Raw genomic sequence first — 17,832 nt, 5'->3', positions numbered from 1 at the left:
GCAGAGCTGTATTTCCAATCTACAGGATTAGTTACAAAACCAGTTTCGAGAGGGTTATTATGAATATAGTTTAACTTTTGCTCAAAAACTTTTAAAGACCAGATTTCAATAGGTTTGTTGTTTTGCTGCCAAAATTGCCTGAATTTTACATTGCTGTTTTTCTTTCCGGCTCTTTCAAACATCCAGAGCATCCATTCTTTTCTGCTTTCTTGCGGATTTTCTTCAATTGCTTTAAGCATTTTTCTCGAGGTAAAACCTTTAAAATCTCTAATAAGGCCAGAAGGATCTCCATTTTCAGATCTGAAAATTAAATGAACGTGACTTGGCATTATGAAGTAACCAAATCTCCATTCCTTTGTTCTTTCTGCAGTAGTCTAATGATTCAACAATGCACCCAAAATACCGTAGCAAAACTTATAAAGTAAGCTCCAGCCTTATCTCCAAATTTGTATTTTCTGCTCATTTATTATTTTTGAGCTAATGTAAGAAATACTTTGCGTTCACGAGCGGGACGCTCGCGCCAGCGGGGGGTATCGTTGCCGAGATAAATCTGCACGATCGGGTCGAGCTAATTTTAAATTGATATAAATTCGAGCCATTCATTCAATAATTCTTTGCAAGCTTGTAAAGGTATTTGATGATTATTTGGTGATATAACAATATTTGGAGGTGAAATAATCAATTCAAAACTGCCAGTCAAACTATCAGGTTGATGAAAATCTTCATATTGTTGTCCGTTTTGTGCTAATGTAATGTTTTCAATTAAATAATTGATATCATCTTTTTCATGATATCCGGATAGTATTGTAGCTAAACATAAAGATTGATTGTTTGTAGATGACATTGAATCACAATAATAAATGAGACTGCCTCCTGGAGTTTTTGTTCTGCTAAATGTTAAATTAAAATCTTTTCTTCTTGACATATTTTTATAATTAATTTAATATTAAATTTAAATAAGAAATAGTATTGTAATGTGTTTGACCAAACTGTTGCATAATATTGTTAAATCTTAATTGAACTTCAGTTCCATCTGTTAAATGACTTAGATAAATAATTTCATTTTGAGCTATTCCATTTATTGTTCTACCTGTATTTCTTTGCAGTCTATGAACCCTTTTATTGACCCATAAGTAAATAATTTCTTCTCTAATTCGAGCATCAGTCCAATTCATATTCCAAACAGTATTTACTGGTTTCTTCTTGTACCAACTCCCAGAGAAAAATTTTGAATTACTTGTTGCTACGGTTGGTTGGTTACACTCTGCTGGTATTTTAAACCATACTGAGTTATAAGTTATATGCCCGTTTTTTTGCTCTCTGATTGTACTCATCATATCAGTTGGAAGCCCTAATGTATTTGGATCTAAAACTTCACTAGAAAGAATATTGCTATATCCATGTCCTGCAGCAGGCTCAAAATAAGGAGGAATTCTCTTGTTAGCAACATTGGTGACATGCTCAATTTCATGAAGATTATGTGTAAATCTTTTTGAACCCTCTAAGTATTTGATTTCTTTTCTTAAATGTTGTAATTCATTGAAATTTAACCATTCACTAATTAAATCTGGTTCTGACTCTAATTTGTTTAAAATGTTATTTTTGCCTTCAAAATCAAACATAAAGGCAAATTTCTTCTCTTCATCAGTAAAAGTAATTAATTTATTATAAACATTAGGATGTGATTCTTGAATAGAACTTAACCAGTCAATTAATAAACTGTCAAGTTCATCTAAAGAATTTACAGCTGTTCTGAGTTCATTGTACTCATTACCAGAAGGAATGCTTTGCTGTAATTTTTTAGTAGCTCTTCGAAAAGCTCTTCTGGCAAGAAGATCTCCGGATAATGACAACATTTCTAAGGCAAAAAGCCATATATCAATAGATTGACATAGTTTGTATTTTTGGTACTCTGGATCATTAAGTTCTGGCGGGTTTTGTTCATTATTGTAATAGACAGTACAACCAGCTGTAGCAAAACGATGAACTAAACTTGCAACCCCAATTATAGCCTCAGCTCCCGATGCTAGCCCACTTAGTGCTCTGGTTAATGCTACTCTTTCAATTGTAGATAACTCGCTAGCCATGAATAATTTTCTTACTAAAGAAAGATCCTTTACGTGTCTCAATTTTGCTATGTTACCCACCCCTGCTGGCGCGAGCGTCTCGCTCGTGCACACACAGAAAGTCAATTAATATCAATTTCTAAAACAGTTTGATCGTTATCGCCATAATTTCTAGCAGAGCTGTATTTCCAATCTACAGGATTAGTTACAAAACCAGTTTCGAGAGGGTTATTATGAATATAGTTTAACTTTTGCTCAAAAACTTTTAAAGACCAGATTTCAATAGGTTTGTTATTTTGCTGCCAAAATTGCCTGAATTTTACATTGCTGTTTTTCTTTCCGGCTCTTTCAAACATCCAGAGCATCCATTCTTTTCTGCTTTCTTGCGGATTTTCTTCAATTGCTTTGAGCATTTTTCTAGAAGTAAAACCTTTGAAATCTCGTATTAAGCCAGAAGGATCTCCATTTTCAGATCTGAAAATTAAATGAACGTGACTTGGCATTATGCAGTAACCATAAATCTCCATTCCTTTATTTTTTCTACAGTAGTCTAATGATTCTACAATGCTTCCAAAATACTCTTCTCTCGTAAAAACATCTATCCAATATACCGTAGCAAAACTTATAAAGTAAGCTCCAGTTTTATCTCCAAATTTGTATTTTCTGCTCATTTATTATTTTTGAGCTAATGTAAGAAATACTTTGCGTTCACGAGCGGGACGCTCGCGCCAGCGGGGGGAGTGGGCCACTCAAGCCAGCGAGGATCTTCTTTTTTCATCATCCAGATAAACCTTATAACCTAAACAAAAAACATCTAATAATGATGCTTTAGTAGCTTGAATTGTTGCAAAATATAATTGATCAATCAATTTTATTTCAGTGACAAAGAAATTTGTCTTATAATTGAAATTATATTCAGCTACTGAAGTTTCGATTGAATTGGGGTCATCTATATCAATTGTAAATTGTTTTTGGTTCTCAAATATTTTGTTTTTTTCAGACAGAACATTTAAACTTTTAATTTTTATTATGAAATTATCAAAATAATCTTTGGGAAAATTTATCAACTTTTTTTTATCATTTTTGTTCAGTTCTATTCTTTCTTCATTAGTTCCTAAAAAAAATGGAATACCTGTGAAATTATTGATGCTTGACCTTTCAATTATTCTTTTTTCAATGTCCTTATTCCAATTAAAAGCAGAAAAACATAAACCACCTCCTAATGAATAAATTTCTTTGTAATCTAAATCATCAATATTTAGTTTGTAATTTTCCTGATCATTAGTAAAAGATTTTTGTAATGAATAGGATAAATTATATAATCTGTTTTTTATTTGTAGTCTATAATTGAAAGGCCCATACATTAGACCGTCAAAAATAATTTCAAAATTTTTACTCATAATTAATTATATTTTAGTTGCGTCAATTAGAACAATATTAATTTTTGGAAACATTTTATTAAATTGTATAACAATACCTTGACAAGATGTACAATATGCATTTTCGGATATTATCTTTAATGTGCCCTCATAGTTAAGAAATTCGTCAGTGATTTTTGCATTAGGTTCTAAAGATAAAGCAAGTTTATTTAACATTCTAAATTCCGAATCAGTGTTTCTAGTCCATTTTACATCTAAAGGCGTAAAAATATATGGCTCTGTGTCTGCAATTTCTGATTTAATACTTCTAAATATTCTAGTTCCAGTTAAAGAATCTAGTAAATTATCTAAAGAGTTATTGTTAATATTTCCTTCTAAGTATCCAAAGTTACCAGCACTGTTTCCTGCGGCTCTGTAATTTAAAATTGTTTGTCTAGCGAGATCCCATTCACTTTTAGTTCCTCTAATCGCATTCGGAATATTTAAATTTCTAAAATCTCGATAAGCTCTAATTTTACCCTCTATTATTGTATTGGTATTGGCATTTTTTCTTAAAATATACATTTCGGCTAACAATTTTTCTCTTGTAGTTTGTAATGCATTAATCTCTGCAGCTGTCATTCTTTCAATTGCTGCAGGATTTAATTTTAAAGCATCAACTTCTCCTATAAACTTAGTAGCTTGATTTATATTATATGCACTATAACCAATTGCTACTCCAGCATTCGTTAAACCGTTCAATAATCCTATCATATCAAGCGTTTCTCTAATACTTTGATAATCGTCTGGATAAGCTTCTTGCAGATACTCTATGAAGGCAGGTGAACTTATCACATATGAATAAATATCTCCGGCAATGGTATAAGCCCCAATTAAACCTCTAATCAAATTACCAGTTCTAATTGCAACAAGTAACTCCCCTACACCAAAAGCTAATGAAAGGGTTTGAAGTGACCTAGAGAGTACTTCAAGTTTCATTTTGGTGTCTTGTTTTTCTAAAAGGTAATCAATAAATCCAGCTGAAGCTAAAAAAGTTTGATTTGAACAATCTCCATATTCGCATAAATCAATGAAGGATGGATTTGAAAGATAAGATATTGAGACTAAATCAAAATGATTTAACACAACTTCATTTTCATAAAATTTTGTAGCATATTCGACAGGTATTCCATGTGCACTCTCATATACAACTTCTCTACAAATTTTTTCTTTAATTTTGATTGTTGATATTGACGGATACGTTATTGAATAATCAACTTCACCTTTAAAAACTTTATTATATCTTTTATTCCAAATGAAATTATATTTAACAAATTGATTTATTGGTTTTAAATTCTCAGGATTACTGATTAATATTCCGTTTTCGCTTTGGACTATTCCATTTTTTAAAAGGACTATTCTATTTAGTTCAAAAGCAAATTTTGTAAAATTATCATTTCCTAAATAATCATCCATTCTATAGAATAATAGTTTGTATAATGTGGTGTAATCTGTGTGTAAAATTCCGTCACGATCTTTATATTCTAGATCGATTGTGTTTTTTAAAGTAAGTTTTTTAAGAAATGAATCTGCATCGGAAGCATTTGTAAATGATTCGAGTATATGAATTGCTAAATCTTCTTTATGGACAAATCCAATAGAAAGATTTTCCCAATACCAATTCATTAATGCTTTTTTTTCAACCAAAATCTTTAGTATGCTAATTCTTTGGTCAACAGTTAGTAATGTCAGTATGTTATGGCGGTACATTATATCTATGGCAATAAATAACTGTTCTTCATGACCTAGTTTACCAATTTCTGTTTGGTATTTTTTTAGCATTTTAAGCCATAATTCAAGACCTTTTTTATATTCTAGAAGTTCAACTCTTGATAGTTGATTTTCCGTATTATGGAAAGTAAATTTTGTAGTGTCAACTCCGGTTAAGTTGAAGTTTAGAAAGGCCTCTGCTGTTTTTTCACCAGCTGTTTTTAATAATGATGCTATTTCTCCAATAAGTCTTATGTCATTTTCGTTAGTATCTAAAAAGGTATAGTTTTTATAAGTGTCAAAAAAATCTTTTGCATGAGTACCTTGTATGAATGTGTCGCATAGTTGACCACTGGCTAATGCTTCAGGTGCTGGTCGCGGATCACTTGGACCTTTGTATGGATTAGTATAGGTCCATTTATGATAATTATAACATAAACCAGAAGAATCTCTCAACAATCCAAAAATTGTATCTCCGAACTGAGCACGAACTAATTTGTCGTATTTTTTGAAAACAAAATTTTCCCATAATTTTTTATCAACACCATCATATTTGTTTCCTTCCTTTTGAACTTCTTTTTCTTTAATTTTTTCAAAATAACTTTCATCAACATAGTCTAGAAATTCATTGGATTTGAATTGAAAAAGAGCAACTATTTTTTGACCTTCAAATGTAAATGAAGTTACTTTGCCTTGTCTGTTGTATTTGAGATTATTTATACCTCCAAAATTTGATGCTTTAACTACTAAATCATTAGCTAAAACAACTGCATAATCTTCCATAATTAAATAGTAATTTGTTGATCAATTAAGTTATCTCCTTCAATTCCTGTTGAAATAATAGGCATATACTCACTATAGCCTTTACTAAAATGATATTTCCTATCAATAGAATAAACAAAAACAGCATTGGTAGGTTCTGTCAACACATTTTCACCATCAGCATTTTCAGCCACAACACCAACTCTATATTTTTGATATTTAATATTTTCAGGAGAAATAAATTCGTTTTCATCCTCAAAGAGATCACTTAAAAACAAACGAGGATTTTTTATATCACTAGAAATCAAACCTTTTATAATTTCATTTTCGGCTTTGGTTAATCCTAGAATAATTTTGTTAGGAGTAGAGCCATCCAAAGTTTTAAGTTCCAATCCAGTGATAGTTTCAGTACTATCAGTAAATAGCTTCAAACTGTAATAGTAAGGATCAGGTAACTGGTACGTTTTGCTATTGCCAACTGCGCCACCTGCTGAAGCAGATGTATAAGTTGTTGACGTTGTGCTTCCGGTGGCAGAAACAGCATTGTTCATAACATCAACAGCTTCTGTTATATAAGTAACTCGAGCAACAGTAGGTGTTTCTTCAATTCCAGTTTCAATAATATCGTTAACCGTTACGGTTTGTGCAATAGAAATTCCCTGCTGTTTTTTATCATAAAACTCATTAATTAGATTCAGTTTTTCGGAAGTCATTCTGGAGTAACTGTTGTCACTATCTAAATTCAATAATGGACTGGCTTTTATCAAATTAAAAACATTGTCAAAAAAGTTGGCTTTTCTGTATGCAATAACCAAATCTCCATTTTCGTCTTGTGTTGTTCCGGCCGTGTACATATTGACTTTTCCCTGATAAATCAAAATACTTAATGCAGCAATGTTTTTACCTTCAACAGCAGGAGTTTTCAATTGTACTGTAGAGGTTAACTCGCTATAATTTCCTTCTTCATCAGGTGGTAATCGTAGTCCGTCAGCATTGATAAAAGTATCTTTTTGTGCATTGGCAACTTTACCCATTTGCCCATAAAAAGCAGTGTTGTTATTGTTGTCGGTTGGAAATTGCAAGTACAGATTATTTGTCGCGACCGTATTAGCCTGTTCTTGTGTATTAATTAAAACAGGCCATCCAGAAGTGCCATAAGTTACGGCTGTCATAGGTACTTCATTGGTTTCTGTATCTTTCAACAATCCTGTTTTTAGGTTTTCAGAGCCTTCACCAATTTTATAGTTTCCATAAAAATCATAACTACGTGTACGATCGCTTTGAATATAAACGTACCAATTGTTTTTCGTCGAAAACTTATTAAGCAGATCATTGTAAATAGCAGCTCCTTTTTTCTCTGTTTTTTCTCCAGAAGCAGTTGCTGTAACAATTCCATTTTCAGCATGAGATCCATAAAAAGCAGCAATATCAATAAATTGAGTGCTTTGCTCACGTTGTATTTTTTTAATGAAATCTGTTGAACCATCTACTGTAATTTCTGCAAAAGGTTTGCGGGCATATTCTAAATTGAAAGCAAATTCATGAGCATCGTCAATTTTGTAATCGCCATAATTTAGAACGACATCAATTCCGCATAAACCTTCAGCAAAATTTCCTAATGATTTTCCAATACCAATTAAAGGCAATTCGAAATCGTCTTTTTCATCAAAAGTATCGCCAGCTGCGACAAATTTTGATTCTTTAAAAAAGAAGTCAGAAAGCGGGATTGCTAAGGTTCCATTAGTGGCATCATCCTCTTTTTCTTTCTCATAGCCAATAAATTTAGCAGTGAAAGGAGGAACAGGAATAGGTGTTGTTGTTTCGCCTTCTTTTTTTACACGCCCTTCATGAAAAGCGTTGAAATCGATGTTTATCTTGTCAATAAAGTCTGAATACGATCCTTCATTCTTCTTAACTAAAGGCTCTGCATCATCAGTAAAAAAGTCACTTTTCTGCAAACCTCTGTAAATAAAATATTTGATGTTTAATCCAGGAAAAGGCTGGTTATAAGGACGAAGAATTAGATTCACTTTATTAGGATTACCAGTTTGAGGCTGAATCAAAACAACTCCTTTGCAGATCGAAAAGGCTTTTTTGGGCGCGTCTAAAGAAAATCTAGAAGTGAGATTGAAAACAGTTTCAGATTGAGGTCCAAAGCCCTGACCTGACAGCTGTGCGGGAAAACCTCCCGACTCTATAAAAAAATGGGATTTTGCGGACATATTTAAGTATTATTTGTTCGTTGGGATAATTATGTTTAACACATAGTAACATAGATTCAGAGTGATCTAAAAAGGCGTTTCACTTGTTTTTAAGCAATCATTAGCTATGTGGAAGAAATATATTTCTCTGTAGTATTCTTTAATTTATTTTAGAGAAACTATGTTCCTATGTGTTTAAAAAAATAAGTTATTTCTAATGCGGAATTAGTAATGGAATCTTTTATCTAAACCATTCTGGGTTATAGATTTTGTAAACGAATCTTCCAATCAAAAAAAGCAGAATAAGAAGTAGAAATCTTCCTAGCCAAATCTGAGCTTTCTGCCAGAAAGTGAGATAGTTGACAAACTTGGTAATCGTGATCGTTTTCTCTTGAACATCTTTAACCTGTTTCGATTTCCATTGCGCATAGAGTTCTTGTTCTTTCAGGTTGCAGTCTACTTGAAGTTTATTGTTATCAAGTCGAACCCTTGGGCTTTTTAATGTACGCCCTGGTTCGGCCTGAATAACATTTTTAAGAATTACTTTTCCGTTAAGGCATTCTAATAATGCATTGTAGGAGCTGCTGTCTTTTGCGATTTTAAAGATGGTATCGTGTAGAGTTTCTGTAATGGTTATAGTCTGAATCTTGTTCTCATTTTGCACTGGTTTCGGACTTCGGCACGAAATCATGATCAGGATAATGAAAAGAGAAAAAACAAGATATTTTAGTTTTTTTGTCATAATTAAAATTGGTTTTTAAGTTTTGGTTTTAGAGGCGTAAAAAGCCTTTAACGGTTTTTATGTCACGTTTTCTTCTGGCTACTTTATAGCCTTCGCGTCCGCCAGAATCATTGGTGTTTCCTTCGATGGTATAAATCGTATTTCCGGCAATCTTTTCGACAAATCCAGCGTGACCTGTGCCGTTATTAAAGTCTAAAATGAAAACATCTCCAGGCTGAGGTGTCTTTTTTACCAAAAGCGGTCTTGAGTTGTATTGATCCAGAACGCCTCCCGTTTTCTTTAAAGGATTTTTAGCGTTCATTTGGGCGGCGGCGTTCTGTGTGCACCAATAAATAAAAGCCATGCACCAGGCGTATCCTTTACCAAGTCCCACGCTTCGTAGATAAATTTCGACTTCAGGGCCTGAGTTGCTATTTCTTGGTATTTCTTCGACACCAATTTGTGCCGTTGCGATTGCGATCGTTTTTTGAGCTAGTGTCATGAGCTTTTTCCGTTTAATTGTTTAAATTTTTGTAGTTCGTCAACCAATTGCTGGTTGATCAGCATGAGTTCTTTGTGCTGTATTTCCATTTTTTTTATGGTTTCTGTAGCTGCGGTAAGTCTTGCCGTAATATCGTCTAGAAGATCTCGGTAATATTTTACGGCGCTTACGGCATTGTCAAGTTCGGCTGCACGGTCTTCTGCGAGTGATTTTCGCATCGAAAAGAACCAAGTAATAAAAGCGGCAAAAAATGCGGTTAAAGTGGGGTATAAAAACTGTTCCATTGAATGTGTTTAAAGTTGAAATGTTGGGTTTAAAAATTGTTTTTTGAAAGACAACTTGAGAGTTGTTTTTAGAAAGGAAGTCTATCTGGACTTTTTCCAGTTTCGGGGCTCATTTGTTTCCTTTTGAGATTGCAAAGATTGGGTGAAAAAAGCCCTAAAAAAAATGAATGCAAGGTCTGCGAACATTTGTATTCTAGGGCTTTACAGAGTTGTAAGGAAAGCGAACAGAAGTCGATTTAGATGATGTAAATGTTACATCTTTGCATCACAAAAAGGATGCTTTTGAAGATTTAAAAAAGAATGATTTTTCTTTTATAAGTATTAAGAAGGTCTTTTTTGATTGCTCATAAGTTCTTCGATTTTTTTTAGTTCAGAAGTGATAGGTGTACATAGAATTTCATACAAAGTAGTTCTCGAAATCGGGTAAACCGGATAGACATATTTACGCCACACAACAGTGGTCGGAATATCTTCCGTTTTGTGTTTTTGATACAGTTCTTTAATGAGTTTGTAACGCATTAATTTATTTTTTTGAATTCCGAGACTTCTGTTTGAAGATATAGGCATGAGAGATAATATTTTGAATGATAGAAAAAAGAAAAGTTTTGAGAAGAACGAAGTTTTAAAAGAGTTACCAATAAGTTGAATTTTTACAATGACATGATATTTAAGACAGCCAAACCATTTGATCATATTCAATAAATGGTTTTTACTTCCCGATGCCATTTTTATATTGAACCTCGTTCTGAGGTTGTATTTGTTAAAGGTTTATTTAACAATTTTGGTCAGCAAACTCCGCATGACAATCCTGTTTCCAAAACCTTTTAGGTTTGGATTCCAATAGAAAGAATGAGTTTTGGCTGTTTATTATAAGGGCAGAAATCGCCCGTTTATCGGTTCCTGATTCTCTTCATAAAGAAGAAGAAACAGGAACCATTTTTATTTAGCTGCTTTTTCGGTTGCAGTTTGGAGGTCGTTTTAGCCTTTGTAAGTGGCTGTTGTGTGTTTTTTAAATCTCGGATTTTTGATCACAATACTTTCGTACTGATTAAAAGCCAGACGCTCTTTGTGAGATAAGTCATTGTTGCAGTTCCAGTTTCCGAGACCGTCTTTAAAGATGGTATGTTCGTTTACTTTGTAGCTTTCATGATCTGTAATTGGCTTTATTTTTACGCTCATTTAAATATTGTTTAAAAGTTGTCTTTAATTTGAAATAAAACCATTCTCTAAATAAAAGAATAGGCTTTAAATTGGTCAGAATTAACAAAATAGTTAATAACAACGAAAGATAGATGTCGTGATTAAGCTGCATGGTTTTGGTCATTTTGCTGGTTAAAAAAATCAAAAGCATACCCCTGTAAAAAATCAACAGAAGACATCGATAGCGGAATATTGGTTCTTACACCATTTTTGTCAATGCGGCATGCCTCAATAAACCAGCTTGAGCGAACAGGTTTAAAAGCAGAAGCGATAATTTCTACACCATCGGTAAATTCTTCATTATTAAACTCCTTTGTCAGTTTTTGAAGCTCTAAAACTCTAGAACCTTTCAAATTTCCTTTGGCATCTTTTTTTAGAAGATTGAAAACAATTTTAACCAATGAAGCAGTTTCTTTACTGGTAGAAAGCGACGAAATATAGTTTTGGACTTTTTCAATTCCAATTGTTACAGTATCATCCCAACCTTCATTAATGCGATAGCCAATCGTGATTTCTTCTTTGTCATTAGAAAAAGTGTGTGACATTTGTTTTTCCTTAAAACCATAAACCTGATTTTTTAAATCCAGAATAGTTTCAAACAGTCTGAATGTTTCTGTTTTTGCATTTCGCATCATTTCAGACGTTTCGTGTAATCTGGAAAGTGCTTTTGGGATCGTTTCAGCAACTAGTTTTTTATAGGCACCTCTTTCTTCATTTTTCTTGTTTTCAACTCTCTGAAGCGCTTCTTTTAATTGTTGAGCAGAAAATTGAGTTAAATCCATAACAGGTTTCAAATGGTTTGCAGTTGTAGTGTTCATAATAATTGGCTTTTAGTAAATTAATATTTCTTCTTTAAATGGATCTGCATAATAAGGTTTGAAATTATGATGTAAAGCAAGTTTCAAAACCTCTTTTATTTTACTTTCAATATTTGACGGAACAGGGCGTGGAGAAGCAGTTTCATCATCCAGAATATGCATCCATTGAAAACGTTCCTGATTGATACAGATTCTTTCTCCAGCTGTAAAAGTTTTGCTTCTTTCTGAACAATATTGAAGTGCCAGATATAATAATGCGATACGATCTTCGATTTGTGTTTTATTCATAATTTTTTTCTAATTGATTTTTTAATTTTTTAATGTCAGATTCTATTAAATTCCTTTCGGAACTGTTAGGATTTTCGATTAGCCAATTTTCCAATTCCCGAATTTTTTCCTTGATTTGATTTGTTTCCATATTTTATAGTTTTTTTGTTTTGATGATTAATATTACATTTTAATCGTAGTTTTGTTCCTATTACTCGTAGTGGCTATTTTTTACTACTTAAAAAGGTTGTAATTTTTTGTTAATCAATGTTTTTGTTTTATTTTGTGATTTGTTGTTCAAAAGCTTGATTCATAAAATTGTTAAAATTTCTGTTGTTTTTAAAATTTATTTTTCTTTACTTTGCAAATATAATGTAAAATAATACATTAAAACAAATTTTTAACGTAAAAAAATACGTCTTTTTATGGGGTCAACTGAAAGAATGCGCGAATACCTTGATTATAAAGGGATAAGTAAATATAAGTTCTGCAATGATTTAGGCTTTTCTAATAAATTTTTAGATAATAGCAGTAATATGGGAACAGATAAAGCGTGTAAAATTTTACACTACTATCCAGAAATAAATTCCGAATGGCTTTTAACAGGAAATGGACCTATGATTAAAGAGGATAACACGAGTGTAATGATCATGAAAAACGACAGGAAAACCGCTGATGCCATTCATGTAAATCAAGAAATTCCATTATATGATTTAGAAGCTGTTGCTGGATTAAGAGAGTTATTTAATAGTGGCGAACCTCAAAGAGTTTTGGATACCATAAAGATTCCAAACTTGCCTAAATGCGATGGTGCAATTTCGGTTACGGGAGACAGTATGTATCCGTTGTTGAAATCGGGAGACATTGTTTTGTATAAAGAAACTGAATTTGAAAATATCTTTTTTGGAGAAATGTATCTTTTGAGTGTAAAGCTAAATGATTGGGAGGAATATATTACGGTAAAATATGTACAGAAATCTGATCAAGGACAAGAATATGTAAAATTGGTGAGCCAGAATTCGCATCATCAGCCAAAAGATATCCATATTTCAAAAATATCAGCATTGGCACTTATAAAAGCCAGTATTAGAATAAATACGATGATGTAAATTATTTCGATTTTAGAATAAAGCCTTTAAATACCAAAGTTTAAAGGCTTTTTTTATTTCAATTTTGAACTTCATCAGGAGAACAAAAGCATCAAATTTAGATAGTTTATTAGAAAAAGCTTATTTTCTGTAAAGCCAAAAAAAAGCATTTTTTAAACTTTTTGTCAAAAAATAAATCCCAAAAATCATTAAAAATTTCCTCAAAATCCACTTAAATAGACATAGAAAACATAAAATAGATATTAAAAGTCAAAATGACAATAACTTATTGAAATCTAGCATTTGCTGAATTTTTCGTTTTATTTTGGCTTTAAAAAAACGATTTATTGAAAAAAAATTTTACTAAAACGTTTTTGTAAGTTTCACTTGCATATATTTGCGATGTACTAAAATATTCAACAATAAATTTTTTGTCCGATGAAAAAGATTACAATTAGAGATATTGCGAAACAGGCAGAAGTTTCTATTTCTACTGTGTCTTTTGTGATTAATGGAAAGGGCGAAAAAATGGCAATTAGCCCAACGGTAATCAAAAAGGTTCAGGATGTAGCGCAAAAACTGCAATACAAACCAAGTATGATTGCGAGTAGTTTGAGAACAGGAAAAACAAGATCAATCGGACTTATTGTAGAAGATATATCCAATCAGTTTTTTGCAGATTTGGCTAGAGTAATTGAAGACGAAGCAAAGAATATAAATTACAGAGTTTTTTATTGTAGTACAGGCGATGATAATAACCGTTCAGAAGAATTAGTGCAAAGTCTTTTGCAAGCCAATGTTGAAGGTTTTATTATAACTCCGACTCGAAATTTAGAGAAAACAATCGGACAGCTTTTAAAATTGCAAAAACCTGTTGTTTTGATTGACCGATATTTTGCCAACCAAAAAGTAAGTCATGTTTTAATGGACAATTACGAAGCATCTTATTCGGCCACTAAATTTTTAATCGGCAAAGGAAAAAAGAATATCGCCGTTGTGAATAATGAATCTGGAATGATTCAGATGAAATTAAGAGAGAAAGGATATGTAGAAGCCTTAAAAGAAGAAGGAATTTATAATGAAAAGTATACACTGCATTTGGATTATCACTCAAGCGAACAAAGCAGAATTGAAGCCATTGTAAATTTCTTCAAGGAAAATAAAGAGATAGATGCGGTTCTTTTTTCCGCCAACTATCTCGGACTAGCAGGACTTCAGGCTTTTAGAGCGCTTAAATACAAAATTCCCGAAGACATTTCTGTTATAAGTTTTGACGATCATGACAGCTTCAAATTGCATACGCCCACGATCTCAGTTATTGCACAACCTATTGAAGAAATTGCCGTCAAATCGATACAGCTGCTAATGAGTCAGATGACAAATTTGGAAGATTTCAAAATAGAAAAGGTTCTCAAGAAAGGGACTTTGATAATAAGAGAATCTGTTTAACCAATCGAAAATTAAAAACGGAAATTAGAAATTAAAAAGTGTGACTTTTTTTTAATCATTTCACTAAAACGATTTAGTAAGATTTTTTCTGGATTTTGGTAAATCATAAAAAATAAAAACAGCTATGGAGATTACTTGTTATTCGAGCTGTAATACTGAAAATAGAGTACAAATTTTTATTAATTATTTAAAAACAAACAACAAAACACAAAACAAAACAAATCAAAACCAATAACCAAAAAAACGCTTATGAGACGAATATTAGCAGTGTTAGGAGTGATATTGCTTAGCAGTTTGAGTGCTGCCGCGCAAAATCGATTAATAACCGGTATAGTTACAGATGCAGAGAACAAGGGAATTGTCGGTGCATCAATCGAAGTTCAGGGTAAACCATTTAGTGCTATTTCAGACGCCGAAGGCCGATTTAGAATGAATGTTCCTGAAGGAAAAGTTATCCTTAAAGTATCTTCTATGGGGTTTCAGTCACAATCTGTGGCAGTTCAAGAAAAAGATACAAGAGTTGCAGTTACGTTAGTAGAAACTACACAAGAATTAAAAGATGTTGTTGTAACTTCATTTGGAGTTAAAAAACAAAAGAAAAGTTTAGGTTACGCAGTTGGAGAACTAAAAGGCGAAGACCTGACAAAAAATAAAGAAATTAACTTAGGAAACGCGCTTCAAGGTAAAATTGCCGGAGTAAACGTTTCGGCACCAGTTACTGGACCTTCAGGTTCTAGCCGTGTGGTAATTCGTGGAGCAACTTCTGCTTCAGGATTGAATCAGCCGCTGTATGTTGTAGACGGAATTCCGATTGACAATACACAGCAAGGAAATGCAGGAATGTGGGGTGGTGCCGACAAGGGAGATGGTATGTCATCTTTTAACCCAGACGATATTGCTTCTATGTCAGTTCTTAAAGGTAGTGCCGCTTCTGCTCTTTATGGGTACAGAGGATCAAATGGTGTTATCTTAATTACAACTAAAAAAGGTAAAAACGGAACAGGAATAGGAGTAGATTTTAGTACAAATTCTTCTTTTAATACGCCTGCAAGCCTTTTAAAGTGGCAAGATCAGTATGGTGCTGGAGCTCCAAATGCGAATGGTGTGCCAACTAGATTTAATAATTTACAGGAACTTAGAGATTCATATTATTTTTCATGGGGAGATAAATATGACGGAACACCATCTTTGTCTCTTGATGGTAAGACAAGACCTTATCAGCCTTACGGAAAAGATAATGTGGAGAATTTCTACAGAACCGGATATTCTTTCAGTAATACTTTAGCAATTTCTGGAGGAAATGAATCAACAAATTTCAGATTGTCTTTTGGAAACACTAAAGACGAATCGATCATGCCAGGAACTACTTTTGGAAGAAACAACGTGGCCTTGAGTTTAAACTCTGCCCCAAATAAAAAAATCAGCATAGAGACTAACGCTCAGTACATTTCTGAGAAAAGCCACAACCGTCCATATTTGAATGACTCGCCAAGAAACCCGTCTTTCCCGACTACTTTTATGACTACAAGTTCAGATATCAGATGGTTAAGCAATCCTTATGATGCAAATGGCGGAGAGGAAGACTTTTTAGGAGCAAACGTATATCATACAAATCCATATTTTGCTACTAAATCTCCTTTAAACGATGACCTTAGAAAGCGTTTTATTGGTTCTGCAAAAGTGAATTATAACATTACAGACAAAATTTATGCTAAAGCTGTTATTGGTATTGACGATGTTAATTATGAGTATACTGAGATTGAGCCTACTGGAATAAATTACAACCCAGGAGGATCTATCGAAAACAGAATCGAAACGCGTTCTGAAGTAAATGCTTCTGGTTTCTTAGGATACAAAGGAGATATTGCTAAAGATATTTCATTAGACGCTTTTATCGGAGCAAACCGCCAGCATAACAGATACAGTGGTATCAAAATGAAAGGAAATAACTTTATCGTTCCATTCGAATATTTCTACGGAAATACACAGCCTGATAAAACAGAAAAATTATTCTCAGAAAGCGAAGTAAACTCTCTTTTTTATTCTGCCGATATCGGGTATAAAGATTTCTTATTCTTGAGTTTAACAGGTCGTGAAGATTGGTTTTCAACATTAGACCCTGCAAACAACAGTACTTTCTATCCTTCTGTAAGTTCAAGTTTCATTTATTCTGAAGTTATCGGTCTTCCTGAGTGGATGTCATATGGTAAGGTTAGAGTAGGTTGGGGTAATGTTGGAGGAGCATTGCCAGAAGCTTATGCTTTAGCATTGACTTACACTACGCCAGACGGACAGACAGATTCGTTAGGACAGCCAATTTTGGGTGTAAATGGAGAAACAATTCCAAACAGAACTTTAAAACCTTATAATGTAAGTACAATTGAGTTTGGTTTCGAAAATACATTCTTCAATAACAGAGTAAGTACAGATTTGACTTTCTACAGCAAAAAAACTACAAACGATATTACAGATGCTGACGTTTCTCAGGCTTCTGGTTATAGAACAACAAAAATCAATGTTGGAGAAATCTTGAACAAAGGGGTGGAGTTTGCTGTTAATGTAAAAGCTATTAAGACGCCAAGTTTTTCTTGGAACGTAGCTTATAATTTTGCATACAATGATAGTGAAGTTTTGAATCTTTCGGATAAAATTACGACGAAAACATTAGAAGGAAACAGAGATGGAAGAGCTAATGTAGTTTTAGAAAAAGGACAGCCTTTTGGAGTGATCAAAGCTTATGATTATTTAAGAGATGCTAATGGAAATATAGTGCTTGGCACGGATGGAAAATTCTTAAGAGGAAATTTAATCATTGCAGGACAAGGTGTTGCGCCAACTTCAATGGGGCTTTCAAATGATTTCTCATATAAAAATTTCACACTTTCAGTTTTTGTTGATGCTAAATTTGGAGGAGAAATCTACTCTGCAACAAACCAGTTAGGAACACGTTACGGATTATCTGAAATTACGCTTCCAGGCCGTGAAAATGGTGTTCAAGTAAGCGGAACAGATGTAAACGGAAATCCAGTTAATACAAACGTTTCTGCTTATAATTACTGGAGAAGTTACAGTGATGTAACATCAAACTTTGTTTACGATGCTGATTTTGTTAAGCTTAGAGCAATCTCATTTGCTTACAATTTCCCAAAAGCATACTTGCAAAAAACACCATTCCAGTCTGTTAGTTTAGCATTTTCAGCTCATAATTTATGGACTATTTATGACAAAGTTCCAAACATCGATCCTGAGTCAAATTACTCAAATAGTAATGCTCAAGGTATGGAGAGAGCTTCTATGCCATTGACAAGAAACTATGGTTTTGCACTTAATGTCAAATTCTAATTCT

At 33.0% G+C, this 17,832-nt stretch carries 17 protein-coding genes and 1 pseudogene; 3 read left to right on the top strand and 15 right to left on the bottom strand.

Annotated elements, in window-relative coordinates; genetic code table 11:
- The 15 genes and pseudogenes from NU08_RS20295 to NU08_RS22410 all read right to left on the bottom strand — a co-directional run.
- Positions 1–463: pseudogene (locus tag NU08_RS20295) on the bottom strand (transposase); the annotation flags it as partial.
- A gap of 111 nt (positions 464–574) precedes the next feature.
- A complete protein-coding gene (locus tag NU08_RS20290; RefSeq protein WP_129748874.1) occupies positions 575–925 on the bottom strand; it encodes a hypothetical protein in 351 nt (116 codons plus the stop codon).
- A 10-nt stretch (positions 926–935) separates the two neighbouring features.
- Positions 936–2,087, bottom strand: coding sequence for a hypothetical protein (locus tag NU08_RS20285; protein ID WP_129748873.1), 1,152 nt, complete (start codon positions 2,085–2,087; stop codon positions 936–938).
- Between the two features lie 101 nt (positions 2,088–2,188).
- Positions 2,189–2,737, bottom strand: a complete 549-nt coding sequence (locus NU08_RS20280; RefSeq protein ID WP_111363122.1) for an REP-associated tyrosine transposase — start codon at positions 2,735–2,737, stop codon at positions 2,189–2,191.
- Between the two features lie 78 nt (positions 2,738–2,815).
- Positions 2,816–3,466, bottom strand: coding sequence for a hypothetical protein (locus NU08_RS20275; RefSeq protein ID WP_129748872.1), 651 nt, complete (start codon positions 3,464–3,466; stop codon positions 2,816–2,818).
- A 6-nt stretch (positions 3,467–3,472) separates the two neighbouring features.
- Complete coding sequence (locus NU08_RS22530) at positions 3,473–5,977, bottom strand: deaminase domain-containing protein (protein ID WP_242502614.1); 2,505 nt, start codon at positions 5,975–5,977, stop codon at positions 3,473–3,475.
- A gap of 2 nt (positions 5,978–5,979) precedes the next feature.
- Complete coding sequence (locus tag NU08_RS20265; protein ID WP_129748871.1) at positions 5,980–8,178, bottom strand: hypothetical protein; 2,199 nt, start codon at positions 8,176–8,178, stop codon at positions 5,980–5,982.
- Between the two features lie 220 nt (positions 8,179–8,398).
- Complete coding sequence (locus NU08_RS20260) at positions 8,399–8,899, bottom strand: hypothetical protein (RefSeq protein ID WP_129748870.1); 501 nt, start codon at positions 8,897–8,899, stop codon at positions 8,399–8,401.
- 28 nt (positions 8,900–8,927) lie between these two features.
- Positions 8,928–9,380, bottom strand: a complete 453-nt coding sequence (locus tag NU08_RS20255) for a CHAP domain-containing protein (protein WP_129748869.1) — start codon at positions 9,378–9,380, stop codon at positions 8,928–8,930.
- On the bottom strand, positions 9,377–9,664 hold the full coding sequence (locus tag NU08_RS20250) for a methyl-accepting chemotaxis protein (protein ID WP_095931269.1): 288 nt from the start codon (positions 9,662–9,664) through the stop codon (positions 9,377–9,379). The genes NU08_RS20255 and NU08_RS20250 overlap by 4 nt, the downstream gene beginning before the upstream one ends.
- 321 nt (positions 9,665–9,985) lie before the next feature.
- Entirely contained in the window at positions 9,986–10,231 is a 246-nt protein-coding gene (locus NU08_RS20245) for a hypothetical protein (protein ID WP_099720049.1), read from the bottom strand.
- A 411-nt stretch (positions 10,232–10,642) separates the two neighbouring features.
- Positions 10,643–10,843 (bottom strand): hypothetical protein, encoded by a 201-nt coding sequence (locus NU08_RS20240; protein WP_129748868.1) that lies wholly within the window; start codon positions 10,841–10,843, stop codon positions 10,643–10,645.
- Between the two features lie 122 nt (positions 10,844–10,965).
- The gene (locus NU08_RS20235; RefSeq protein ID WP_129748867.1) at positions 10,966–11,682 is read right to left on the bottom strand and encodes a DUF3164 family protein; all 717 of its coding nucleotides are present in this window, start codon (positions 11,680–11,682) and stop codon (positions 10,966–10,968) included.
- Between the two features lie 12 nt (positions 11,683–11,694).
- Positions 11,695–11,970, bottom strand: a complete 276-nt coding sequence (locus NU08_RS20230; protein ID WP_129748866.1) for a hypothetical protein — start codon at positions 11,968–11,970, stop codon at positions 11,695–11,697.
- Positions 11,963–12,100 carry a hypothetical protein gene (locus NU08_RS22410; protein WP_165352492.1) on the bottom strand — a complete coding sequence of 46 codons (138 nt, stop codon included), beginning with the start codon at positions 12,098–12,100 and terminating at the stop codon, positions 11,963–11,965. The genes NU08_RS20230 and NU08_RS22410 overlap by 8 nt, the downstream gene beginning before the upstream one ends.
- Positions 12,101–12,374: 274 nt before the next feature.
- Between NU08_RS22410 and NU08_RS20225 the strand changes: the two genes are divergently transcribed.
- The 3 genes from NU08_RS20225 (at position 12,375) to NU08_RS20215 (ending at position 17,828) form a co-directional block, all read left to right on the top strand.
- A complete protein-coding gene (locus tag NU08_RS20225; RefSeq protein WP_242502612.1) occupies positions 12,375–13,058 on the top strand; it encodes a helix-turn-helix transcriptional regulator in 684 nt (227 codons plus the stop codon).
- Between the two features lie 417 nt (positions 13,059–13,475).
- Entirely contained in the window at positions 13,476–14,486 is a 1,011-nt protein-coding gene (locus NU08_RS20220) for a LacI family DNA-binding transcriptional regulator (protein WP_129748865.1), read from the top strand.
- A 249-nt stretch (positions 14,487–14,735) separates the two neighbouring features.
- Entirely contained in the window at positions 14,736–17,828 is a 3,093-nt protein-coding gene (locus NU08_RS20215) for a SusC/RagA family TonB-linked outer membrane protein (protein ID WP_129748864.1), read from the top strand.
- Positions 17,829–17,832: the final 4 nt, after the last annotated feature.

It is taken from the genome of Flavobacterium anhuiense (assembly GCF_004151235.1).
In the GTDB taxonomy this organism is placed as follows: domain Bacteria; phylum Bacteroidota; class Bacteroidia; order Flavobacteriales; family Flavobacteriaceae; genus Flavobacterium; species Flavobacterium anhuiense_A.
This window is presented reverse-complemented; position numbering and strand designations above follow the sequence as displayed.

Bases quoted from the DNA above. Each gene is read 5' to 3' on its own strand.
- NU08_RS20255 (WP_129748869.1), bottom strand. From the start codon at position 9,380: ATGACACTAGCTCAAAAAACGATCGCAATCGCAACGGCACAAATTGGT.
- NU08_RS20230 (WP_129748866.1), bottom strand. From the start codon at position 11,970: ATGAATAAAACACAAATCGAAGATCGTATCGCATTATTATATCTGGCA.
- NU08_RS22530 (WP_242502614.1), bottom strand. From the start codon at position 5,977: ATGGAAGATTATGCAGTTGTTTTAGCTAATGATTTAGTAGTTAAAGCA.
- NU08_RS20285 (WP_129748873.1), bottom strand. From the start codon at position 2,087: ATGGCTAGCGAGTTATCTACAATTGAAAGAGTAGCATTAACCAGAGCA.
- NU08_RS20225 (WP_242502612.1), top strand. From the start codon at position 12,375: ATGGGGTCAACTGAAAGAATGCGCGAATACCTTGATTATAAAGGGATA.
- NU08_RS20290 (WP_129748874.1), bottom strand. From the start codon at position 925: ATGTCAAGAAGAAAAGATTTTAATTTAACATTTAGCAGAACAAAAACT.
- NU08_RS20275 (WP_129748872.1), bottom strand. From the start codon at position 3,466: ATGAGTAAAAATTTTGAAATTATTTTTGACGGTCTAATGTATGGGCCT.
- NU08_RS20215 (WP_129748864.1), top strand. From the start codon at position 14,736: ATGAGACGAATATTAGCAGTGTTAGGAGTGATATTGCTTAGCAGTTTG.
- NU08_RS20265 (WP_129748871.1), bottom strand. From the start codon at position 8,178: ATGTCCGCAAAATCCCATTTTTTTATAGAGTCGGGAGGTTTTCCCGCA.
- NU08_RS20260 (WP_129748870.1), bottom strand. From the start codon at position 8,899: ATGACAAAAAAACTAAAATATCTTGTTTTTTCTCTTTTCATTATCCTG.
- NU08_RS20235 (WP_129748867.1), bottom strand. From the start codon at position 11,682: ATGAACACTACAACTGCAAACCATTTGAAACCTGTTATGGATTTAACT.
- NU08_RS20220 (WP_129748865.1), top strand. From the start codon at position 13,476: ATGAAAAAGATTACAATTAGAGATATTGCGAAACAGGCAGAAGTTTCT.
- NU08_RS20280 (WP_111363122.1), bottom strand. From the start codon at position 2,737: ATGAGCAGAAAATACAAATTTGGAGATAAAACTGGAGCTTACTTTATA.
- NU08_RS20250 (WP_095931269.1), bottom strand. From the start codon at position 9,664: ATGGAACAGTTTTTATACCCCACTTTAACCGCATTTTTTGCCGCTTTT.
- NU08_RS22410 (WP_165352492.1), bottom strand. From the start codon at position 12,100: ATGGAAACAAATCAAATCAAGGAAAAAATTCGGGAATTGGAAAATTGG.
- NU08_RS20245 (WP_099720049.1), bottom strand. From the start codon at position 10,231: ATGCCTATATCTTCAAACAGAAGTCTCGGAATTCAAAAAAATAAATTA.
- NU08_RS20240 (WP_129748868.1), bottom strand. From the start codon at position 10,843: ATGAGCGTAAAAATAAAGCCAATTACAGATCATGAAAGCTACAAAGTA.